This is a genomic window from Gordonia sp. CPCC 206044 (assembly GCF_048537895.1).
Classification (GTDB): domain Bacteria; phylum Actinomycetota; class Actinomycetes; order Mycobacteriales; family Mycobacteriaceae; genus Gordonia.
In genome coordinates this window covers 76,246-98,593 of the sequence record NZ_JBCLVL010000008.1, presented here as the reverse complement: position 1 = coordinate 98,593, position 22,348 = coordinate 76,246, and the positions used below count along the sequence as shown (strand labels likewise).

General features: G+C 67.0%; 21 protein-coding genes. 5 read left to right on the top strand and 16 right to left on the bottom strand.

Features of this window, described 5'->3' with window-relative positions:
- Window positions 1-41: 41 nt before the first annotated feature.
- The 7 genes from AAFP35_RS14520 to dop form a co-directional block, all read right to left on the bottom strand.
- Window positions 42-1,001, bottom strand: a complete 960-nt coding sequence (locus AAFP35_RS14520; RefSeq protein WP_419222340.1) for a helix-turn-helix transcriptional regulator — start codon at window positions 999-1,001, stop codon at window positions 42-44.
- Window positions 1,001-1,993 (bottom strand): helix-turn-helix transcriptional regulator, encoded by a 993-nt coding sequence (locus AAFP35_RS14515; protein WP_419222339.1) that lies wholly within the window; start codon window positions 1,991-1,993, stop codon window positions 1,001-1,003. The genes AAFP35_RS14520 and AAFP35_RS14515 overlap by 1 nt, the downstream gene beginning before the upstream one ends.
- Window positions 1,994-2,009: 16 nt before the next feature.
- Window positions 2,010-3,368: a Pup--protein ligase gene (gene pafA, locus AAFP35_RS14510; protein ID WP_419222338.1), complete on the bottom strand. Its 1,359-nt coding sequence runs from the start codon at window positions 3,366-3,368 to the stop codon at window positions 2,010-2,012.
- Window positions 3,369-3,443: 75 nt separating this feature from the next.
- Window positions 3,444-4,235 carry a proteasome subunit alpha gene (gene prcA, locus AAFP35_RS14505; protein WP_419222337.1) on the bottom strand — a complete coding sequence of 264 codons (792 nt, stop codon included), beginning with the start codon at window positions 4,233-4,235 and terminating at the stop codon, window positions 3,444-3,446.
- Complete coding sequence (gene prcB, locus AAFP35_RS14500; RefSeq protein WP_419222336.1) at window positions 4,232-5,119, bottom strand: proteasome subunit beta; 888 nt, start codon at window positions 5,117-5,119, stop codon at window positions 4,232-4,234. Before prcB ends, prcA begins: the two co-directional genes overlap by 4 nt.
- Window positions 5,116-5,307 carry a ubiquitin-like protein Pup gene (locus AAFP35_RS14495; RefSeq protein WP_124707286.1) on the bottom strand — a complete coding sequence of 64 codons (192 nt, stop codon included), beginning with the start codon at window positions 5,305-5,307 and terminating at the stop codon, window positions 5,116-5,118. The genes prcB and AAFP35_RS14495 overlap by 4 nt, the downstream gene beginning before the upstream one ends.
- Before the next feature lie 173 nt (window positions 5,308-5,480).
- A complete protein-coding gene (gene dop, locus AAFP35_RS14490; protein ID WP_419222335.1) occupies window positions 5,481-6,983 on the bottom strand; it encodes a depupylase/deamidase Dop in 1,503 nt (500 codons plus the stop codon).
- Window positions 6,984-7,049: 66 nt separating this feature from the next.
- Here dop and glgP point away from each other — a divergent pair, with 66 nt between their 5' ends.
- Window positions 7,050-9,686: an alpha-glucan family phosphorylase gene (glgP, locus tag AAFP35_RS14485; protein WP_419222334.1), complete on the top strand. Its 2,637-nt coding sequence runs from the start codon at window positions 7,050-7,052 to the stop codon at window positions 9,684-9,686.
- Between the two features lie 91 nt (window positions 9,687-9,777).
- Here the strand turns inward: glgP and arc are convergent, their stop codons facing one another.
- Both arc and AAFP35_RS14475 read right to left on the bottom strand, forming a co-directional pair.
- Window positions 9,778-11,613 (bottom strand): proteasome ATPase, encoded by a 1,836-nt coding sequence (gene arc / locus AAFP35_RS14480; RefSeq protein WP_419222333.1) that lies wholly within the window; start codon window positions 11,611-11,613, stop codon window positions 9,778-9,780.
- Between the two features lie 197 nt (window positions 11,614-11,810).
- A complete protein-coding gene (locus tag AAFP35_RS14475; RefSeq protein ID WP_419222332.1) occupies window positions 11,811-12,656 on the bottom strand; it encodes a tRNA (adenine-N1)-methyltransferase in 846 nt (281 codons plus the stop codon).
- A gap of 93 nt (window positions 12,657-12,749) precedes the next feature.
- Between AAFP35_RS14475 and AAFP35_RS14470 the strand changes: the two genes are divergently transcribed.
- Both AAFP35_RS14470 and AAFP35_RS14465 read left to right on the top strand, forming a co-directional pair.
- Window positions 12,750-13,640, top strand: a complete 891-nt coding sequence (locus AAFP35_RS14470) for a RecB family exonuclease (protein ID WP_419222331.1) — start codon at window positions 12,750-12,752, stop codon at window positions 13,638-13,640.
- A 59-nt stretch (window positions 13,641-13,699) separates the two neighbouring features.
- Window positions 13,700-14,542, top strand: coding sequence for a thioesterase family protein (locus AAFP35_RS14465; protein WP_419222330.1), 843 nt, complete (start codon window positions 13,700-13,702; stop codon window positions 14,540-14,542).
- 24 nt (window positions 14,543-14,566) lie between these two features.
- Here AAFP35_RS14465 and hisG read toward each other — a convergent pair whose 3' ends face one another.
- The 4 genes from hisG to AAFP35_RS14445 all read right to left on the bottom strand — a co-directional run bounded on the left by hisG (window position 14,567) and on the right by AAFP35_RS14445 (window position 17,283).
- Window positions 14,567-15,415 (bottom strand): ATP phosphoribosyltransferase, encoded by an 849-nt coding sequence (gene hisG / locus AAFP35_RS14460; RefSeq protein WP_419222329.1) that lies wholly within the window; start codon window positions 15,413-15,415, stop codon window positions 14,567-14,569.
- 73 nt (window positions 15,416-15,488) lie between these two features.
- Window positions 15,489-15,752, bottom strand: a complete 264-nt coding sequence (locus AAFP35_RS14455) for a phosphoribosyl-ATP diphosphatase (RefSeq protein ID WP_419222328.1) — start codon at window positions 15,750-15,752, stop codon at window positions 15,489-15,491.
- A gap of 14 nt (window positions 15,753-15,766) precedes the next feature.
- On the bottom strand, window positions 15,767-16,489 hold the full coding sequence (locus AAFP35_RS14450; RefSeq protein ID WP_419222327.1) for an HAD family hydrolase: 723 nt from the start codon (window positions 16,487-16,489) through the stop codon (window positions 15,767-15,769).
- Window positions 16,486-17,283 carry a helix-turn-helix domain-containing protein gene (locus tag AAFP35_RS14445; RefSeq protein ID WP_419222326.1) on the bottom strand — a complete coding sequence of 266 codons (798 nt, stop codon included), beginning with the start codon at window positions 17,281-17,283 and terminating at the stop codon, window positions 16,486-16,488. Before AAFP35_RS14445 ends, AAFP35_RS14450 begins: the two co-directional genes overlap by 4 nt.
- A gap of 85 nt (window positions 17,284-17,368) precedes the next feature.
- Between AAFP35_RS14445 and AAFP35_RS14440 the strand changes: the two genes are divergently transcribed.
- Complete coding sequence (locus AAFP35_RS14440) at window positions 17,369-18,208, top strand: serine aminopeptidase domain-containing protein (RefSeq protein WP_419222325.1); 840 nt, start codon at window positions 17,369-17,371, stop codon at window positions 18,206-18,208.
- Here AAFP35_RS14440 and AAFP35_RS14435 read toward each other — a convergent pair.
- Genes AAFP35_RS14435 through AAFP35_RS14425 form a run of 3 tightly spaced genes read right to left on the bottom strand, consistent with a single transcriptional unit; the run spans window position 18,109 to window position 21,563 of the window.
- Window positions 18,109-19,611 carry a hypothetical protein gene (locus AAFP35_RS14435; protein ID WP_419222324.1) on the bottom strand — a complete coding sequence of 501 codons (1,503 nt, stop codon included), beginning with the start codon at window positions 19,609-19,611 and terminating at the stop codon, window positions 18,109-18,111. The genes AAFP35_RS14440 and AAFP35_RS14435 overlap by 100 nt on opposite strands.
- Before the next feature lie 36 nt (window positions 19,612-19,647).
- The gene (locus tag AAFP35_RS14430) at window positions 19,648-21,144 is read right to left on the bottom strand and encodes an MFS transporter (RefSeq protein ID WP_419222323.1); all 1,497 of its coding nucleotides are present in this window, start codon (window positions 21,142-21,144) and stop codon (window positions 19,648-19,650) included.
- On the bottom strand, window positions 21,144-21,563 hold the full coding sequence (locus AAFP35_RS14425; RefSeq protein ID WP_419222322.1) for a MarR family winged helix-turn-helix transcriptional regulator: 420 nt from the start codon (window positions 21,561-21,563) through the stop codon (window positions 21,144-21,146). The genes AAFP35_RS14430 and AAFP35_RS14425 overlap by 1 nt, the downstream gene beginning before the upstream one ends.
- 153 nt (window positions 21,564-21,716) lie before the next feature.
- On the opposite strand from AAFP35_RS14425, the gene AAFP35_RS14420 reads away from it, so the two are divergent.
- A complete protein-coding gene (locus AAFP35_RS14420) occupies window positions 21,717-22,319 on the top strand; it encodes a class I SAM-dependent methyltransferase (RefSeq protein WP_419222321.1) in 603 nt (200 codons plus the stop codon).
- Window positions 22,320-22,348: the final 29 nt, after the last annotated feature.

Here is a 22,348-nt window from a genome sequence, read left to right as displayed (position 1 = left end):
ATTCGCGATGGTGCCAATGCTACCCGAGTCAACAGCAGTGCTCACCGGTAACGTGCACGCGCCGACGTCGCCGTCGCCGACACCTGCTCGGCGAGGTCTGGGTCGGACACTGCGCGGACCCGGCCACCGAAGCCGAGCAGGAACCGCAGCAACCAGTCCGACGACCCGTACACGAGGCGGGCATGCACCGGTGCCGTCGGATCGGGACGGTCCTCCAGAGGCTCGGTTGCCTCGATCGTGTAGTAGTCGAGGATCCACAACTCGGACGGGTCGATGGCGAGCTCGACCGACGGCAGGTCGGGGTTCTCCGACAACACGACGGGCTGCGTCCGGAGCGCGACATCGACCGGTGGCGCGGCGGGCTCGTCGAGCGCGATGGCGCTCTCCACCCGGTCGAACCGGAACAGTCGGGTGCCGTCGGCCGACCGGCACCACGCCTCGAGGTAGGTGTTGTTGTCCATCACCTGCAACCGGATCGGGTCGACGACGCGTTCGCTGATGCTGTCGCGGGTCGCCGAGTAATACCGGATCCGCAGTGCCCTCCCGAGCCTGGTCGCCTCGCGGATCGTGGTGTAGACGGGATGATCGTCGTCGTCGGAATCGGCGCCGGTCACCGCCGACACCGACGTGCCGACCGCGGCCTCGATCTTCGCGATCGCCCGCAGTACCGCCGGCCTGTCGACCGCGCCGGGCATGTCGGCGAGCGCGCGCAGGGCGACCAACATCGTGCTGGCCTCCGTGGTGGTCAGGCGCAGCGGGCGGTCCATGCCTGCGGTGAAGCCGACCTCGACATAGCCTTGCTCGAACTGGAGGTCGATCAGATCATGCGGGAAGTAGCCGGGCAGACCGCAGACGAAGAGCAACTCGAGGTCTTTGGTCAGTTGTTTGGGACTCACCCCCAGATCCTGGGCGGCCCGGTCGATGGAGATGCCGCTGCGTGCCGCGAAGTACGGGACCAGGGCCAGCAGTCGGTTCAGCCGCGATGGTGTCGCCTTGGCCATCACGCATCCACCCCGGTCAACACGTCGAGCGCCGCGACAACCGTGTCACGCAGTTGTGGTGGCGAGAGGACCACGGCGTCGGGGCCCGCACCGAGCACCATCCGCGCCAGGGTGGACAGCGAACGGATGTCGATCTCCAGGATGTCGCCGGGTTCGCCGTCGAGGTCTCCGGGTTCGGCACGCGCAGCCAGTCGACGCAGGCCTGCGGCACGGTCGGTGGCCACCCACACCCGGGCCACCCCGCGGTCGGGTCCGACGGCGGATTCGACCGCAGCCGACACGATGCCCTGCACATCGGTCCCGTCGGGTACGACGACCTCGCCGGGCTCGCCGATCGGGGTGACATCGGTGACTCGCGAGAGCCGGAAGGTGCGGGTCGCGCTCCGATCGCGATCGTGCCCGACCACATACCAGCGTCCCCGACGGGTGACCACTCCCCACGGCTCCAACGTGCGGGTCGATGCCGATGACGCCGTGCCCGGGCGGTGGGTGAAGGTCACCGGTTGGGATGCGCCGATCGCGGCCAGCAACGCGGCCAGGGCGGTCTCGGAACCGACCGACCGCGGCGACAGGGCTGCGGAGAACCCGATCTCGTCGTCGGCGCGGACATCGACCCCTGCGGCCTGCAACTTGAGCACCGCGGTCTGCGCGACGTTGGTGATCTCGGGTGCGTCCCACAGGGCCGCCGCCATCGCCACCGCGGCGGCCTCCGAACGGTCCAGGGCGATGTCGGGCAGTTCGTAGGAGTCGCGGTTGATCCGGTATCCGTCGCCGCCACCCGACATCGGGGACCGGCCCGTGACCAGCGGGACGCCGAGGTCACGCAATTCGTTCTTGTCACGCTCGAACATCCGGTTGAAGGCCTCGTCGGACTGTCCGTCGTCGTGGTAGCCCGCGACGTTGGCCCGGATGTAGTCCGCGGTGACGAACTGCCGGGTCGACAGTAGGCAGATCACCAGATTGAGCAGGCGTTCGGCTTTCTCGGTTGCCACCGGGACAGCTTACGCATCACATCGACGCGATGAGCCGATCGACGCGCTCGTCCACACTGCGGAACGGGTCCTTGCACAGGACAGTGCGCTGCGCCTGATCGTTCAACTTGAGATGCACCCAGTCGACGGTGAAATCGCGGCCCGCCTTCTGTGCGGCCGAGATGAAATCGCCGCGCAGCTTGGCCCGGGTCGTCTGCGGCGGCTCGTTGACCGCCGTGGCGATGTCCTCGTCGGTGGTGGCACGGGCCACGAGGCCCTTGCGGGTCAGCAGATCGAATACCCCGCGGCCACGCTTGATGTCGTGGAATGCCAGGTCGAGTTGCGCGATCTTGGGGTCGGACAACTCCATCGAGTAGCGATCCTGATAGCGCTGGAACAGCTTGCGCTTGATCACCCAGTCGATCTCGGTGTCCACCTTGGCGAAGTCGTCACCCTCGACGGCATCGAGCATCCGGCCCCAGAGGTCGACGACCCGATCCATCTCGGGATCCGGGCGACGGTTCGTCATGTGTTCGACGGCGCGCGCGTGGTACTCGCGCTGGATGTCGAGGGCGCTGGCCTGACGTCCGCCCGCCAATCGGACCGGTCGGCGCCCTGTCGGGTCGTGACTGACCTCGCGGATGGCCCGGATCGGGTTGTCGAGGGCGAAATCGCGGAACGCGACACCTGCCTCGATCATCTCCAGGACGAGGGCCGCCGACCCCACCTTGAGCATGGTGGTCATCTCGGACATGTTGGAGTCGCCGACGATGACGTGCAGTCTGCGGTACTTCTCGGCGTCGGCGTGCGGTTCGTCGCGGGTGTTGATGATCGGGCGAGAACGCGTCGTCGCCGACGACACGCCTTCCCAGATGTGCTCTGCCCGTTGGGAAAGGCAGAAGGTTGCCGCCTTCGGCGTCTGCAGCACCTTGCCTGCTCCGCAGATCAGCTGACGGGTCACCAGGAACGGCAGCAGCACGTCGGAGATGCGGGAGAACTCGCCGGCACGCACGACCAGGTAGTTCTCGTGGCAGCCGTAGGAGTTGCCCGCCGAGTCCGTGTTGTTCTTGAACAGGTAGATGTCGCCGCCGATCCCCTCGTCGGCGAGGCGCTGTTCGGCGTCGATCAGGAGGTCTTCGAGGACCAGCTCACCGGCACGGTCGTGGTTGATGAGTTGCACGAGGCTGTCGCATTCGGCCGTCGCGTACTCCGGATGCGAGCCGACGTCGAGGTACAGACGCGCGCCGTTCTGCAGGAAGACATTCGACGACCTGCCCCACGACACCACCCGGCGGAACAGGTAGCGGGCGACCTCGTCCGGGCTCAGTCTGCGATGACCGTGGAAGGTACACGTGACACCGAACTCGGTCTCGATACCCATGATTCGACGCTGCACACCGTCAACCCTACCCGCGCGGGACCCGCCAGACCCGGCGACGCGACGGGAGGTCGTATCACCGGATCGTCCGGGTCAGGATCCGTTGTCGCCGGAGGGGGATTCGCCGCCGTCGCCGGACTTCTCGGCGTCCTCCGGGCCGGCAGGCAACAGGTCGGCGAGTGCCGTGTTGTTCAGCCGCTTGAACGCACGCCGCTGACGGTTGCGGTCGAGGATCGCCACCTCCAGGTCCGAGGCGGTCAGATTGCGTCGTGCCGGAGCAGACGACGACCCCGAACCGTTCGTTCCCTCGGTGGGTGTGGTGAGTGCCGTGACCGCGACGGACAGTGCCGCGGACAGATCGAGGTCGGGCTCGTAGGTGTCCCGCAGGGCGGTGGTGATCGCCTCGGTGGCACCGCCCATCACCAGGAATCGGGGTTCGTCGGAGATCGAGCCGTCGTAGCTGATGCGATACAGCTGCGGGGTCCCCGGCTTGCCGTACTTGGGTACTTCGGCCACGCACAGTTCGACCTCGTACGGCTTGGCCTGCTCGGTGAACACCGCACCCAGCGTGTTGGCGTACGCATTGGCCAGCGACAGGCCGGCCACGTCGGCGCGGTCGTAGCTGTACCCGCGCATGTCGGCGAGCTGGATACCGGCCTTGCGGAGGCTCTCGAACTCGTTGTACTTGCCGACCGCGGCAAACCCGATCCGGTCGTAGATCTCGCTGATCTTGCGCAGGGTGTTCGACGGGTTCTCCGCGACGAACAGCACACCGTCGGCGTAGGTCAGCGCGATCACGCTGCGCCCACGGGCGATGCCCTTGCGCGCCAACTCGGAACGATCGCGCATGATCTGCTCTGCGCTGGCGTAATACGGGAAGGTCATCGCGGATCCCCTTCGTGCTCGGAGGCCCGGCGTTCCAGGATCGCGCGTGCCGCCGTCTCGATCTCGGCGGGCTCCACCTCACGCCCGCCGTCGGCGGTCACCACCACGGCGGTCGGGAAGATCTTGCGAATGAGATCGGGACCGCCGGTGGCCGAATCGTCGTCGGCCGCGTCGTAGAGCGACTCGATGGCGATGGACAGCGCCGAGGCGGTGTCGAGGTCGTTGCGGTAGAGCTTCTTCAACGACGACTTCGCGAACACCGAACCCGAGCCGATGGCCTGGTAGCCGCCGAACTCCTCGTGACGGTCGCCTGCGACGTCGAACGAGAAGATCCGGCCACGCTCGTTCGGGTCGTCGTGGTCGACGTCGTAGCCCACCAACAGCGGAACCGCCGCCAGTCCCTGCATCGCGGCCCCGAGGTTGCCCCGCACCATGGCCGCCAATCGGCTCACCTTGCCGTCGAGGGTCAGTGGTACGCCCTCGATCTTCTCGTAGTGCTCGAGTTCCACCGCGAACAAGCGGACCATCTCGATCGCGATACCCGCGGTGCCCGCGATACCGCACGCCGAGTACTCGTCGGTCATGTAGACCTTCTGCACGTCGCGCGTCGCGATGAGATTGCCTGCGGTGGCCCGGCGATCACCTGCGAGCACCACACCACCCGGGTAGGAGACCGCCACGATGGTGGTCCCGTGGGGGATCTCCTCGACCGAACCGGCGCCACTCATCGTCATCCGATCAGCACGGTGCTGCGGGAGCTGTTCGGGTGCATGGGCCCGGAGGAACTCGGTGAACGAGGAGATGTCCGCGCCGAAGGACGAGGTGGGCGACGGGACGGGACGAACGGACTGGGGAAAGGGCAGTGAACCGAACCGATCGCTCACTGGCCACCCTTCTGCACGTACGCACGCACGAAGTCCTCGGCATTCTCCTCGAGCACGTCGTCGATCTCGTCGAGCAGGTCGTCGGTGTCCTCGGCAAGCTTCTCGCGACGTTCCTGGCCGGCACTGCCGTCCGAACCGATGTCTCCATCGTCGTCGCCGCCACCGCGCTTGGTCTGTTCCTGCGCCATCTGCTGCCTCCTTCGACTCGCCCGGACCGCGCGATGCGATCCCGGCACCGATTCGCCCTGTCGGACGCTGATCCCGCTCAGCGAGCACGGATCCGGGAAATCGTGTGATTCCCTACCCTACCGGTGTGCACGCGCCCATGGGTGGAAGCGCGCACCGCGGTACCCGCGCGGCGTCAGGTGGTCGTCAGCTGGTCGACGAGCTCGGCGGCCGAGCCGACCGAGTCCAGCAGTTTCCCGACATGCGCACGGCTGCCGCGGAGGGGTTCGAGGGTGGGAATCCGGACGAGGGAATCCCCACCGAGATCGAAGATCACCGAATCCCAGCTGGCGGCGGCGACGTCGGCGCCGAAGCGCCGCAGGCATTCACCACGGAAGTAGGCACGCGTGTTCTGCGGGGGCTCGCTGATCGCGCGCAGCACATCGTCCTCGTTGACCAGACGCTTCATCGAACCGCGAGCCACCAGACGGTTGTACAGGCCTTTGTCGAGGCGCACGTCGGAGTACTGCAGATCGATCAGGTGCAGCCGCGGCGCCGACCAGCCCAGTCCCTCACGCTGGCGGAAACCTTCCAGGATGCGCAGCTTGGCCGGCCAATCCAGGATGTCGGCGCATTCCATCGGATCGCGCTCGAGTTTGTCGAGCACGTCGGCCCAGGTCTGCAGAACATGCGCGGCACGGGTGTCGTCGCTGTGTTCGGCCTCGTGGAACTTCATGCACCGTTCGAGATACTCGCGCTGCAACGCCAGTGCGGTCAGTTCCCGGCCGTCGGTGAGGGCAACGGTCGCCGCCAACGTCGGGTCGTGGCTGATCGTGTGCACCGCCTGCACCGGCCGGGCCAGTTCGATGTCGGAGAAGTCGACCCCGGCCTCGATGAGATCGAGGACGAGCGCGGTGGTGCCGACCTTGAGGTAGGTGGCGGTCTCGGCGAGATTCGCGTCGCCGATGATGACGTGTAGCCGTCGATAGCGTTCGGGGTCGGCGTGCGGCTCGTCGCGGGTGTTGATGATGCCCCGCTTGAGGGTCGTCTCCAGACCGACCTCGACCTCGATGTAGTCCGAACGCTGCGAGAGCTGGTAGCCGGCCTCGTCGCCCGACTGACCGATGCCCACCCGGCCCGATCCGGTGATGACCTGCCGGGACGCGAAGAAGGTCGTCAGGCCCGCGATCACCGCGGTGAACGGCGTCTCGCGGTTCATCAGGTAGTTCTCGTGGGTGCCGTAGGACGCACCCTTGCCGTCGATGTTGTTCTTGTACAGCTGCAGGCGCGGTGCGCCGGGAACGCTCGCCACGTGTCGTGCGGCGGCCTCCATGACCCGCTCCCCCGCCTTGTCCCAGATCACCGCGTCGAGCGGGTCGGTGACCTCCGGGGCCGAGTACTCGGGATGGGCGTGATCGACGTAGAGCCGCGCACCATTGGTGAGGATCATGTTGGCGGCGCCGATCTCGTCGGCGTCGATGATGGGAGCCGGGCCCGAGCCGCGGCCGAGGTCGAATCCGCGTGCGTCGCGCAGCGGCGACTCGACCTCGTAGTCCCAGCGTGTGCGCTTGGCACGCGGCACCCCGGCGGCGGCTGCGTAGGCCAGCACCGCCTGCGTCGATGTCATGATCGGATTCGCGGTCGGGTCGCCGGGCGCGGAGATCCCGTACTCGACCTCGGTACCGATGATTCGCTGCATGCCACGAGGGTAATGCGCACCGCGGATCTGTCGCACGGTCGGCCCCGGCTGGGTAGCGTTTACCCCGTGAAAGCCTTCCGCCGGTTCACCGTTCGAGTGCCGTTGCCCACCGAGCTCTCTCACCTCGTCACCCTCGCCCGAAACCTCCGCTGGGTCTGGCACGCGCCGACCCAGGATCTGTTCGCCTCCGTCGATCCCGCGCTCTGGGAACAGACCGGCGATCCCCTCCAGATGCTCGCCGACATCTCCCCCGAACGGATCGCCGAACTCGCCGCCGATGCGGCGTTCACCGACCGACTCGCGGCCGTGCACGAAGACCTCGTGCACTACATCTCCGAGCCGCGCTGGTTCGGCGACTATGCCGACGCGCTACCTGCCGAAGATGTTGCCCCACAAGCAATTGCATACTTCTCGATGGAGTTCGGCATCTCCGAGGTACTACCCATCTACTCGGGCGGACTCGGCATTCTCGCCGGCGACCATCTCAAGGCCGCCTCCGACCTCGGCCTGCCGTTGATCGGTGTCGGCCTCTTCTATCGCTCCGGCTACTTCCACCAGAGCCTCTCCCGCGACGGGTGGCAGGTGGAGCGCTACCCCGTCAACGACCCCACGTCGTTGCCGCTCACGTTGCTCACCGACGACGGCGCCCCGGTGGTGGTGACGGTGTCGATGCCGGGCGGCCGCACCCTCACCGCGCAGGTATGGGTCGCCACCGTGGGCCGCATCCCGCTGTTGCTGCTCGATGCGGACGTGCCGAGCAACGACGAGGAGCTGCGTAACGTCACCGACCGGCTGTACGGCGGCGACCAGGACCACCGCATCAAACAGGAGATCCTGCTCGGTGTCGGCGGGGTACGCGCGGTTCGGGAGTACGTGCGGATCGGTGACCGCCCCGAACCGACCGTCTTCCACATGAACGAGGGACACGCGGGTTTCCTGGGCGTCGAACGAATCCGCGAATTGGTGAGCTCGGACCAGGGACTCGACTTCGACAGCGCCGAGGCAGTGGTGCGGGCGTCGAACATCTTCACCACCCACACCCCGGTGCCCGCGGGTATCGATCGGTTCCCGTCGGACATGGTGCGTCACTACCTCGACGCCGACGAGAACGGGACGTCGCGGTTGCTGCCCGGCCTGTCGGCCGAGACCGTGCTCGATCTCGGCGACGAGGCCGACCCGGGGGTGTTCAACATGGCGCACATGGGTTTCCGGCTCGGACAACGCAGCAACGGGGTCTCCCAGCTGCACGGCGAGGTCAGCCGCAAGATGTTCTCCGCGCTCTGGCCGGGCTTCGACGCCGACGAGGTGCCGATCGGGGCGGTCACCAACGGTGTGCACGGCCCCACCTGGACGGCACGTCTGTGGCAAGACCTGATGCCGGGCGACGGATCTGCCGCCGCCCGGGCCGCGGCAGATCTGTCCACCGACCAGATCTGGCAGGTCCGGGCATCGCTGCGCGCCGGACTCGTCGAGGAGGTGCGCAGCCGCAGCCATGCCAGCGGCCGCGATCGCGGGTTCACTGATGCCGAACTCGGTTGGACCGCAGACATCTTCGACCCGGCCGCACTGACCATCGGGTTCGCGCGTCGTGCGGCGACCTACAAGCGACTGACGCTGATGTTGCGTGACCCGGAACGGATGCGTCGTATCCTCACCGATCCCGAGCGTCCGGTGCAGTTGGTCATCGCGGGCAAGGCACATCCCGCCGATGACGGCGGCAAAGCGCTGATCCAGCAGGTGGTGCGCTTCACCGAGGACCCCGAGATGCGCGACCGTATCGTGTTCCTCCCCGACTACGACATCTCGATGGCGCGACACATCTACGCCGGATGCGATGTGTGGCTGAACAATCCGGTCCGGCCGATGGAGGCGTGCGGCACGTCGGGGATGAAGTCGGCACTCAACGGCGGACTCAATCTCTCCATCCTCGACGGTTGGTGGGACGAGATGGCCGATGGTGAGAACGGTTGGGCCATCCCGTCTGCCGAAGGAGTGACCGACGAGCACCGTCGCGACGACCTGGAGGCCGAGGCGCTCTACTCGCTGCTCGAAGAATCGGTGATACCACTGTTCTACAACCGAAACCCCGCGGGCATCCCGGAACGCTGGGTGGAGATGGTGCGGCACACCGTCAGTCGGCTCGGACCCAAGGTGCAGGCGGCACGGATGGTGCGCGACTACACGACCGCCCTCTACGGTCCCGCGGCCCGGCAGTACGCATCGATCGTCGCCGACGACCATGCCGCGGCTCACGATCTCGCCGCCTATCGACACCTGCTGGACAGGGCGTGGGGCTCGGTGCAGATCGTGGGCATCGACGAGACCGGTGCTGCCGAATCACGTTCGGCCGACAGCCCGGTCAGCCTGACACTCACGGCCCACGTGGAACTCGGCGAGCTCAGGCCCGATCAGGTGTCGGTACAGGCTCTGGTCGGTCGGATCGCCGACGACGGGGAGATCATCGATCCGGATGTCGCGCCGATGGCACCGCTCGGCACAGCCGATCCGTCGGGCCGCACGTTGTTCGCGGCCACCATCGTCCCGGATCGGTCGGGCCGACACGGGTACACCGCGCGGGTGCTGCCCCGTCACGCGCAGCTGTCCGACGATGCCGAACTCGGCCTGGTCCGCTACCCGGTCGGCACCGCTGCCGACGCAGGCCCCGGATCGACAGAAGCGGTCCTGGTACCGGGAATGCCCTGAGCGGCGGTCCCCGACGGACACGACGACGAGAACGGGCCGGCACCCCGCAGGTGCCGGCCCGTTCTCGCAAGGTATTCAACGCATTGTCGGATTACAGGTACTGCCCCGTGTTCGTCTCGGTGTCGATCGCACGGCTCGCGCCCGCGCTCTTGCCCGTGACCAGCGTGCGGATGTAGACGATCCGCTCGCCCTTCTTGCCCGAGATCCGCGCCCAGTCATCAGGATTGGTGGTGTTCGGCAGATCCTCGTTCTCGGCGAACTCGTCGAGGATCGAGTCGAACAGATGCTGCACGCGCAAACCAGGTGTGCCGGAATCCAATTGCGACTTGATCGCGTACTTCTTCGCCCGGTCCACGACGTTCTGGATCATCGCGCCCGAGTTGAAGTCCTTGAAGTACATGATCTCCTTGTCGCCGTTGGCGTAGGTGACCTCGAGGAACCGGTTGTCGTCGCTCTCGGCGTACATGCGCTCGACGACGCGCTCGATCATCGCCTTGATGCATGCGGTGCGATCCCCTGCGAACTCGTCGAGGTCGTCGGCGTGCACCGGCAGTTGCTCGGTGAGGTACTTGGAGAAGATGTCGATCGCCGACTCCGCGTCGGGACGCTCGATCTTGATCTTCACGTCCAGACGTCCCGGACGCAGGATCGCCGGGTCGATCATGTCCTCACGGTTGGAGGCGCCGATCACGATGACGTTCTCGAGCCCCTCGACACCGTCGATCTCGCTGAGCAACTGCGGCACCACGGTGGTCTCCACGTCCGAGGAGACCCCGGACCCGCGGGTGCGGAAGATCGAGTCCATCTCGTCGAAGAACACGATCACCGGCGTGCCCTCGGACGCCTTCTCACGCGCCCGCTGGAAGATCAGGCGGATGTGCCGCTCGGTCTCACCGACGAACTTGTTGAGTAGCTCGGGACCCTTGATGTTCAGGAAGTAGGACTTCGCCTCCTTCGCATCATCACCACGGGCCTGCGCGATCTTCTTGGCGAGCGAGTTGGCGACAGCCTTCGCGATGAGTGTCTTACCGCAGCCGGGAGGACCGTAGAGCAGGACGCCCTTCGGCGGGCGTAGTGCGTAGTCGCGGAACAGATCCTTGTGCAGGAACGGCAATTCCACTGCGTCGCGGATCTGCTCGATCTGGCGGCCGAGACCACCGATGTCCTCGTACCCGACGTCGGGCACCTCCTCGAGCACCAGGTCTTCGACCTCGGCCTTGGGCACCCGCTCGAAGGCGAAGCCGGCCTTGGTGTCGATCAGCAGCGAGTCACCCGGACGGAGTTTGCGACGTTTACCGTCCTCGCCGTCGACCTCTCCGAGCAACGGTTCGGCCAGCCACACGATGCGCTCTTCGTCGGCGTGACCGACCACCAGCGCACGGGTGCCGTCGCCGAGGATCTCACGCAGCGTGCTGATCTCACCGACCGAGTCGAATTCGCAGGCCTCCACGATCGTGAGCGCCTCGTTCAGGCGCAAGGACTGGCCTCGGCGCAACGTGTCGGTGTCGATGTTCGGCGAGCAGGTGAGGCGCATCTTGCGGCCGGAGGTGAACACGTCGACGGTGCTGTCGGGATGCACGTCGAGGAGCACCCCGTAGCCGCTCGGCGGCTGACCCAGCCGGTCGACCTCCTCGCGGAGGGCGACGAGTTGTTGGCGCGCTTCCTTGAGCGTGTCGAGCAGTTTCGCGTTGCGTGCCGTCAGGCTGTCGACCCGTTCCTGCAGATCCTTGGGGTCGCCCGGACGTCCATAGGATTGTCGGGGCGCATCGGATCGTGACGCTTCGGATTGAGACAGGGGCGAGTAGGCGGGGACGAAATCGTCGTCGGGCATCGTCGGGGCCTCATCCCGATCGGATTCGAGGTCGTGGGCACCCAAGGACCCGAGGCGATCGGCGCCGTGGGCGCCCTGGCGGTCAGATTCGGTCATTGCTGACTCCTCTCCCCGGCAAACACGTCCCTGGCGGAGTGTTTGCGCCGTAACACCACGCTACCGGTGTGGACCGAAAATCGCCCCGCACCGCGCAAGTCAGGGTGTTGACGACGTGTTAAATCTCTGTCTTTCCAACGTATTCGCGTTGTTTTGTCCAGGTAAAGCGATTTCGCGCACTGCGACCGGAATGATGCTCAACCACGCGTCGGTCGGCGTTGCGGACGCAACGTGGTGACCCCGTCCGCGAGCCGTCTGGTGGTGATCAGAAAGGCTGTGTGGCCTTGCATTTTGTGTTCCGGACGCACGGCGAGCCCCACTGCACTCCACTCGCGGACCAGCGATTCCCAGGCCCTCGGCTCGGTCCAGCACTCCTGGTCACGCAGGGCTTCCATGATGCGCGAGAGCTGGGTGACGGTGGCCACATAGACGATCAGCACACCGCCCGGCGTCAGTGCGGTCTTCACCACGTCGAGCGGCTCCCAGGGTGCGAGCATGTCCAACACGATGCGGTCGTAGCGACCGTCGGGACCCAGCGCCGCGCCATCGAGATGTGCCAGGTCGTCGATCACGAGATCCCAGTTCGCGGGCCGTCCGCCGAAGAACGTGTCCACATTGCGTTCGGCGTACTCGGCGTGATCGGCGCGGACCTCGTAGGAGGTGACGCTGCCGTGCTCGCCCACCGCCCGCAGCAGCGAACAGGTCAGCGCACCGGAACCGGCACCGGCTTCGAGGACCCTGGCCCCCGGGAAGATGTCCCCCTCCGCGACGATCTGCGCAGCATCCTTCGGATAGATGACCTGCGCGCCACGCGGCATGGACAGCACGTAGTCGGTCAGCAGCGGTCGCAGGGCCAGATACTGGGTGCCGCTGGTCGCCGAGACGACGCTGCCCTCCGGCGACCCGATGAGGTCGTCGTGCGCGATGGCACCGCGATGGGTGTGGAAGAGTTTGCCCGCCTCGAGGTGGACGGTGAACTTCCGTCCTTTCGCATCGGTGAGCTGTACACGGTCGCCCACGGCGAAGGGGCCGGTCGTCGGCATCGGGGGGTCCTTCCGGCTGGTCAGGGTGTCGATCCCCGATCGTGTCAGTGTTGCTGCCCCATCGTGTCGGGCACAGGACATACCCTGCCAAATGTGAGTACGACGATCGACGCCGGGCCCGGGCAACCCGCGGCGGCCGGGCCGGCCGCCGCCGACGAACCCTCGGCGCGAGGACTGGTTGGCCGCCCGCTGGCCCTGTCCCCCTCCCGCGCTGCGGACTTCAAACAGTGTCCGCTGCTCTACCGCTACCGGGCCATCGACCGGTTCCCGGAGGTGCCGACCCAGGCCCAGACCCGCGGTACGGTCGTGCACGCCGCGCTCGAGAATCTCTTCGAGATGCCCGCCGAATTGCGTACTCGCGAATCGGCCGACCTGCTCGTCGAGGGCGCGTGGGCGGCGATGTGCGAGGGCGATCCGGATCTCGCCGCGGTGATCGGCGACGAGGCCGCCGCCGACAAGTTCATCGCGGACGCCCAGAAGCTGATCGCCACCTACTACACGATGGAGAATCCCACCGCATTCGACGCGGCAGCATGCGAGGAGCACGTCGAGATCGACGTCGACGACGTCCTGCTGCGCGGTTTCATCGACCGCATCGACATCGCCCCGACCGGCGAACTCCGCGTGGTCGACTACAAGACCGGCCGATCCCCGGGTGTGGCGTTCGAGGCCAAGGCGCTGTTCCAGATGAAGTTCTATGCGCTGGCAATCCTGCGGACCCGAGGTGTGGTGCCCGCCCGCCTGCAGCTGATGTACCTGTCCGACGGCCAACAGTTGATCTACACACCCGACCGCGACGAACTCGAACGGTTCGCTCGCACGCTCAAGGCCATCTGGTCGGCGATCCGCGCGGCGGTCAAGTCCGGGGACTTCCGTCCTCGGCGATCCGGGATGTGTCGATTCTGCGAGCACCAGGAGCGCTGTCCCGAGTTCGGCGGACAGATTCCGCCTTATCCGGGTCCGCCCGCCGGTTTCGCCGGCTGACGCCACCGGGCGGGCACCCGTCGGTTCCCGACTATGACGGTTGGCATACGGTGGTCGACGTGGAGAGCTGCTACTACGTCCCCATCGACGCACCGGACGCGAAGGACGCCGTCGACGACGGCTTCGAATACTTTCAACCCACCGAGGGCACGCAGAGTGTCTGGGCGTCGACGATGCAGCACGGAGGTCCCCCGTCGGGGCTCATGATGCGCTCTCTGCTGCGCTGCGATCCGAGTCCGGACCAACAGTTCACCCGGGTCACCACCGAGATCCTCGGCCCGATCGGCTTGGGCGTCAACCGGATTCGTGCACAGGTGCTCCGGCCTGGCAAGCAGATCAGCCTCGTCGGCACCGATCTCGAGGTCCGCATGCCCGATGGCACGTACCGTCTCGCGGCGCGGTCGATGGGATGGCGCCTGCGTACCGCCGACACCGCCGACATCGTCGAGGAGCCCGAGCAGCTGACCCCGGTGCCCGCCGACCTGGAGACGGTGATCGGGGTGACCGACAGCGATGAACTCGGGGTCGATTGGGGCACAATCGGTTTCATCGGGACGATCGAATCGGCCACCGTCGAGGGCCGCACCGGTGACACCCCGGCGGTGTGGGTTCGACCGGCGATCCCCCTCGTCGGCGGCGAGGACATCTCCGATCTGGAGTCGATCTTCACGGTCATCGACATCGCCAACGGACTCGGCACACGGTTGCGGACCGATCAGTGGACGTGGATGAACACCGACACCACGGTGCATCTCACCCGGATCCCGCAGGGGCCGTGGGTGGGTATCGACGCCGACATGACCCAGGGCCCACAGGGATTCGGGGCCACCTTCGCCGACCTCCACGACACGACAGGCTTCATCGGACGTTCGGCGCAGACGGTGATGCTCTCGCGACGGTGACACCGCCGCGAGAGACCACCGGACTCAGAATCGGCAGGAACGGATGTCGGTGGCGAGGATCGCCTTGGCCCCCAATTCCGACAGCTCGTCCATCAGGCTCTGGTGTACCTTGCGCGGCACCAACGCGCGGACCGCGACCCAATCCGGGTCGGCCATCGGCGCCACGGTCGGTGACTCGATTCCCGGGGTGATCGCGGAGGCCTGGTCGAGCAGCGACCGGGGGCAGTCGTAGTCGATCATCACGTACTGCTGCCCGAACACCACGCCCTGGACGCGGGCGACGAACTGACGCGCCGCCTTGTCGAGGTCGGCGCCGGTGCGCGAGATGAGCACGCCCTGCGAGTCACACAGCGACTCGCCGAAGGCACTCAACTCGTGCTGGCGCAGCGTGCGGCCCGATCCGACGACATCGGCGATCACATCGGCGACACCGAGCTGGATGGAGATCTCCACGGCGCCGTCGAGACGGATGATCCGCGCGGGTTCGATGCCGCGCCGATCGAGGTCGGCGCGTACGAGATTCGGGTAGGAGGTGGCGATCCGCTTGCCCGCGAGATCCTCGACCGTCCAGGTCGTGTCCGCGGGTGCCGCGTACCGGAAGGTGGAGGATCCGAAACCCATCGAGAGCTGCTCGTCGACCGACGCGCCGGAGTCCTGGGCGAGATCACGCCCGGTGATCCCGAGATCGAGCGTCCCGGAACCGACGTAGATCGCGATGTCCTTGGGGCGCAGGAAGAAGAACTCGACGTCGTTGGCGTTGTCGAGGACCGTCAGGTCCTTGGAATCGGTCCGCTTGCGATATCCCGCCTCGGCGAGGATGGCCGCCGCGGATTCGGAGAGCGCCCCTTTGTTGGGCACGGCTACGCGCAGCATGTTCTGTGTGTCCTTACTGGTTACCGATGTGGTGGGCTGGTCTGCGCGGGGTCGCCACGGGGTGTCGCGACCCCTACAGATGGCGGTACACATCGGCCGGCGAGAGCCCACGTTTGATCATCATCACCTGCAGCCAGTACAGCAGCTGAGAGATCTCTTCACCGAGTGACTCGTCCGATTCGTGCTCGGCCGCCAGCCAGACCTCGCCGGCCTCCTCGATGATCTTCTTACCCAGGGTGTGCACACCGGAGTCGAGGGCGGCGACGGTTCCGCTACCCGCGGGACGGTTCTGCGCCTTGTCGCTCAGTTCGGCGAACAGCTCCTCGAATGTCTTCACGGTCTCCCATCATCTCATGTCGACGAGCTCGCCCCGCCGCCGGTCCAGGCATCGGCGACGTCGGCGAGCGTGAGACCCACGAGCGATTCCCGGAACGTGCGGCCTTCACCTGTCGGAACCGGCGCGGCGGACGGGATGACGAGGGTGGGGCACCCGGCGGTGGTCGCCGCGATGGTCCCGGTCGGCGAGTCCTCGACGGCCAGGCTCGCTGCCGTGCCGACACCGACCAGCTCGGCGCCCCGCAGGTACGGGTCCGGGTGTGGCTTGCCGTGCCGGACCTCGTCGCCACACACGGTCGCCGCGAAACGATCGGCACCGATCGTCGCGAGCGCGACGTCGGTGAGCTCGCGGACCGTGTTGGTGACCAACACCATCGGGATCCCCGCCTCGCCGATGAGGTCCAGGGCGGCACGGGCGCCGGGTCGCCACGGGAGCCCGTCGTCGAACAACGCGGCCACCCTGTCGAGCAGCCATCGCGCGTCGGCGATGTAGTCGCGCTCCTCCTCTGGTGTGCCCGCGGCGTCGAACACCTTGGCCATGGCGTCGGTCATCGAATTCCCGAGAGTGGACTCGCGCAGCGTGGCGCTCATCACGATGCCGTGGCGGCGGGCCAGGTCTGCCATCGCGATGTCCCACAGGGGCTCGGAGTCGAGCAGCGTGCCGTCCATGTCCCAGAGGACTGCGGACGGCCCGGTCGTTGCGGTCGCGGACGTGGGCGGTGTCGGCGTCGAGGTCACCCCTGCATTCTCGCAACTGCGTGCTCGGTTGGCGCGTCCGCGGGGTAGAACAGCTCGATGGTCATCTCCTCCAAGGTGATGTCGCGGGGCGTCCCGAAGGTGGTGAGGGTGGTGAAGAACGCCAGCTCCTGCTCGCCTGCCCGAAGTGTGAACGGTACGAGCAGCTGCGGATCCCCGCCGCCCTCGGACACCCGCGCGGCGCGCCGATCGAGTGCGGCGACGGTCGGATATGCGCCGACCTCCTGTTCGAGAGCCGTCAATCGTGGGTCACCGGTCACCCGCACGAGGCGGCGCAACGTGTCGAGGAGATATGTGGCCCAGACGTCGAAATCGACCGTGTACCGCGCGAACCCGTCGGGATGCAGCGAGGCGCGGAACAGGTTGAACGGCGGTCCGGTGAGATGCTCGGGAAGCATCGCTGCCAGAGACGTCGCGGTCTCGTTGGCCAGCACCACATTCCACATGCGGTCCAGGGCAAGACCCGGATAGGGGTTGTGGGCGTCCAGGATTCGCTGCACCGAGGCCGTGATCCGTTCCATCGCGGCCGCGTCGAGCGATTTCTCCGTATAGCGGGGAGCGTGCCCGGCGGCGAGCAACAGCGCGTTGCGTTCGCGCAGGGGAATGTCGAGCCGTCGTGACAGGGCCTCGAGGAGCGCGGGACTCGGTCTCGACTTGCCGGTCTCGACAAAACTCAGATGACGCGGTGAGACTCCGACGTCATAGGCGAGGTCGAGCTGGCTGATCGAACGATGCGAGCGCCATTGCCGCAACATCGTTCCCACCGCTGCCGTCATGTCGTCATCGTATGGCGGCATGTACATGGAATCGACTACCTCGCAGGTAATGGACCCGCGACCATCGACGGCGCACGCTGGGCGCATGAGTACACCACTGGCCCTCATCTCCCCCGCGATGGCCGTGCCGTCGCGGTACTACCACCGTCTCGTCGACGCCTTCGCCGCGGTCGGCTGGACGGCGGTGATCCTTCCGCGTCGAGGAATCGACCCGGACGACACGGCGCCCTCGCGCGCCCGGGACTGGTCCTACGCCGACGAGGCCGACGATCTGCTCGCGGAGCTCGCACGTCTGCGGGCTGCCGATCCCCACCGACCCATCGTGGTGGTGGGGCACAGTCTCGGCGCGCAACTGTTCGTCGCGGCCGCCCGACGAGCCGATGCCGACCTACCCGACGGTTTCGTCGCGATCGCCGCGTCGGTGCCCTGGTTTCGCCACTATGCAGGCGTCGGGGTCGTCGAGTACGCGATGGCGGCCGCCGTTCCGGTGGTCACGGGCGCGCTGGGGTATTGGCCGCGGCCGGGATTCGGTGCGCCCGCCGCACGCACCCTGATGCGGGAGTGGGCCCGCATGGTGCGCCGCGGCCACACGCCGTTCCCGGCCGGCGAGCCGGTTCGGTTGCCCACGTTGGCCGTTCGGCTGGCCGGTGACCGACTCGTCACCACCGCAGCGGCGGAGCATTTCGAGAGCTGTATCGATCCGGAGTCCTTGACCACGTGGACCTACACCACCGATCGGTGCCCACCGGACGGCTCGGTCGACCATGTGCGGTGGGTGCGTACCCCGGCTCCGGTGGTGAACCGGATCGTCACGTGGTGGGCGGGTCAGTCCGACGACGGGGAGAGTCGGGAGCGTGCGCGTCGGAACGTGTCGACCAGCGCAGCCACCATGCCGACTGCGGCCACTCCGATCATCGACGCGTAGACCGCGAGGGCTGTGTCACCGCGACCGGAGGTATAACCGGAGGATCCTCCGTGCGGGCCGCCACCTGCGGGTGCGCCGCCGGGGTGGTTGCCGGGTCCGGGGCCACCTGGCCGCTGGGCACCGGGTCCCTGGGCGCCGGATCCCTGGGCACCGGGTTGCTGGACGCCGGCGCCCGGACCTGCGCCGTGCCCGCCGAGCCCGTGCCCTTGGTCGCCGGTCAACGACGCGTGGTAGACGCCGATGGCCGCAGCCTGCACCAGGATCGGGATGACGACGAACCGCAACGGCAGGTAGAAGGCCGACACCACGGTCAGCACCTCGGCGGTGTAGAAGTAGCGGTCGTGCATCGCCGGCAGCAAGAACGGCACGATCACCGCGGACGCGGTGGCCACCACGAGGATCGAGGTCGGGGTGACGACGGTGTCGGCGAGCGAGTCGGCCGATCGGGGGCGAGCGGGGCGGGTCCGCCACCACGACCAGCCGAGGAACACCGCGATCACCGCCGCGGCGGCCGCGATGCCGAGATGGGCCAGCCACGTGGCGTCCCCCTCGATCGGTATCAGCTGATAGAGATTCGCCGCGCCGAGCGTGAGCTGCTGGTAGGAGTCCGTCTGGTCGAGGTACACCGACAACGCGGTGGACCACGACGCGCCGGCGAGCACTGCGGGGATGTCGAGGAGCAGATACACCGCCGGGATCGCGAGGAGCGCGTACCACGGCAGCCTGCGGCACACCAGCAACCAGACCAGCACCGGCAACACGAACACAGCCTGCAGTTTGAACGAGATCGCCAGCCCGAACAGCACGCAGGCCCAGATCGAGTTCCGCCGCAACGATTCCCGTTGGGCACGCATCAGGAAGTAGACGCCACCCAGCGCGAAGGCGGAGTAGATCGCGTCGGCCTGACCCCAGTAGGCGCTGTTGGCGATCACCGAGGGCAACAGCACGACGATCCCGAAGGCGAGGGCCCGCAACCAGAACTGCCGGGTGCGCAACCCGACGATCCGATAGGCGAAGAACGCCAACACCACGTCGAAGACGATGGACAGCGCCTTGATGCCGATCAGTGACGGCACGTGCAACACCGTGAGGCCCCAGATCAGATACAGGTACGGGTAGTTGTAATCGGCGAAGCGCTCGGCGAACGCCGCGAACCCCTGCCCGGAAAGGGTGTCGTACCAACGGCTCAGGAAGGCCTGATAGTCCATGGTCTCGACATGCAGGAAGGCCGACCGGATGCCGATGGCGATGGCGACGAGGGCGATCAGGACCGTCCACCGCAACCAGCGTGGCGGGGTCGCCCACCATGGTGAGCCGTCGTGGGCCCGGGTGGTACCCGGTGGTGGATCCGTGGTCACCGGATCGTCCACCTGCGGTGTGACATCGAGTTCGGCAGCGGTCATCGTTCCACTGTCGCGGGCCAACCTGGGAACGCGGTGTCAGCGCGCTGGGAGCTTCACCTCGGTACTCCGGTGTCGGCCGGTGTCGGCCATGATCCGCTCCCGCGTCCTCTCGGCGGTGTGCGCGGCCCACCGGCCGGTGGCCACGAAACCCACGACCACCATGATGGCTCCGCAGATCGCCATCAGCAGCCACACCGGCTGAGATGCCGTGGCCAGACCCGACTCCACCGGGCCGTCGAGGGTGGCGAACGCCAGTGCACCGAACACCGCGACCCCCAGCGATGTGCCGACCTGACGGCTGGTGGAGGCGATCGCCGACGCCACACCGGCCTGCGACCGAGGCATGCCGGACACCGCGGCGTTGGTGATCGGCGCGTTCACCAAGCCCATCCCGATCCCGAGGAACAGGTATGCGACTCCGAGGAACCACATACTCGTGTCGTTGCCGACCTGCATCAACATCAGGCCGCTGATCAACACGCTGACACCGGCGAGAACCATCGGTGTGCGAGCGCCGCGGTCGGCGACCAACCGTCCGGAGATCGGCGCGAACACCGCGTTCGCCGCAGCCATCGGCAAGGTCATGAGGCCGGCCTCGAACGGTGTCAGTCCGCGCGCCTGCTGCAGGTAGAGGGTGTTGAGGAACAGGAAGCCTCCCATGGCGCTGAAGGCGACGACCGCGCTGACCACCGAACTGGTGAACGGCGCGCTGCGGAAGAAGCGCAGATCCAGCAGCGGTTCGCGGCGGCGTGATTCGACGACGACGAGACCGACGAGTGCGAGGCCCGCGACGACGAACGATCCGACGACGATCCCTGAATCCCATCCCAGGGTGCGGCCTTCGATGATGCCGTAGGTCAAGGTGGCCAGGAAGACGAGGATGAGCAGTTGTCCGGCCGGATCCGGTCGCCGCGGATGCGGCGCCTTGGATTCGGGGACGAAGATCCTGGTCAGGACGATGGCAGCGACGCAGATGGGCACGTTCAACCAGAAGATCGCCTCCCACCCGACGCCTGCGACGAGCGCTCCCCCGACCAGCGGACCGAGGGCCATGCTGACACCGATCGCCGCGCCCCACATACCGATGGCCCGGGCACGTTCCTTGGGGTCGGTGAAGGTGTTGGTGATGATCGACATCGCCACCGGGTTCAACATCGCGCCGCCGACCGCCTGCAGCATGCGTGCCGCGATCAGCATCTCCGGGGACACGGCCAGTGAGCACAGGATCGACCCGACACCGAAGACGGTCAGACCGATCTGGAAGATCTTCTTGCGGCCCAACCGATCTCCGAGGGAGCCGCCCAGCATCAGGAGGCTGGCGAGCACCAGGGTGTAGGCGTCGATGACCCACTGCAGTTGAGACGACGACGCACCGAGATCCGAGCTGATCGACGGCAGTGCGACGTTCACACCCGACGTGTCGATGCCGACGATGAACAGACTCAGACAACACGTCGCCAGGATGACGAGACGGTGGCGGCGCCCGAGCTCGGAGATGTCGGAGACGGGGCCGGTGCTGAGTCGGAGATTCATCAGTCCGCCTCCCTCAGCACGTCGAGGAGTCTGCCCAGTTGCGTGCGCTGGTCGTCGTCGAGTACGTCGAAGATCCGTGGGGCCACCGTCGGATCGGCAGCGACCTCGGCCACGGTTCTCGCACCCGATTCGGTGATGGTGACCAGTTTGGAGCGACGGTCGGTGGGATGGGGTTCTCGGGTGACCAGGCCGCGCTCGACGAGGTCGTCGACGATTCCGCTGACTGCGGGGGCATCGACGCCGAGCCGATCGGCGAGGTCGCGTTGTGCCATGGCCTTGACCGCGATCCGTCGCAGTGCACGGAAACGACTGAAGGGCATGTCGACCAGTTCATCGATGCGGGTACGGGCCTCGGTCTGGTGATCGCGCACGACGCTGTTCATCGCGAACCACAGTTCGGTGGTGGTGGGCGCCGTCATGCATCGCACCCGGAGTAGGTTGTACGCATACAATGATTGTATTCGTACAACTGTGTTCTGCCAAGCGTCTTGTGCCAGCAGGAGGTCTCGGCAGCCGGGATCGGCGATGGCGTGTCGGCGGGATCAACGCACGGCGTGCTGTTGACTGACGACGTGACGACCGACGAGGCCCGAGATGCCTACGCACGCCGCGCCGACGACTACATCGAACTGTTCGGCACGATCGATTCGACCTCCCCGATCGATCGGGAGCTGGTCGGCCGATGGGCCGCAGGCCTCGACGGTCCGGTTCTCGACGTCGGCTGCGGTCCCGGGCAATGGACCGCCTGGCTGCACGAGCGCGGGGTGGACATCGCCGGTGCCGACCCGGTGATGCGGTTCGTCGATCATGCGCGGGCATCCCACCCGGGTTGCCGATTCACGGTCGGCCGGGCCGAGAACCTGGCGGTGGCGGACTCGCAACTCGCGGGCGTCCTCGCCTGGTACTCGCTCATCCACACCGAACCCCGACATCTCGCCGGTGTGCTCGTCGAGTTCTCCCGGGCGCTGCGGCCGGATGGCAGCCTGTTGCTCGGATTCTTCACCGGTGACGAAATGGCTCCGTTCGGGCATGCGGTCACCACCGCCCACTTCTGGCCGGTGTCCGAGATGTCGCGAACACTCGACGAAGCCGGGTTCACCATCCGGGAGACCCACAGCAGACAGGACCCGGGTACTCGGCCGCTCGCGGCGGTCATCGCCGATCGCCGCCGATGATGTCCTGGGCTCGCTTTCTACACCTGATC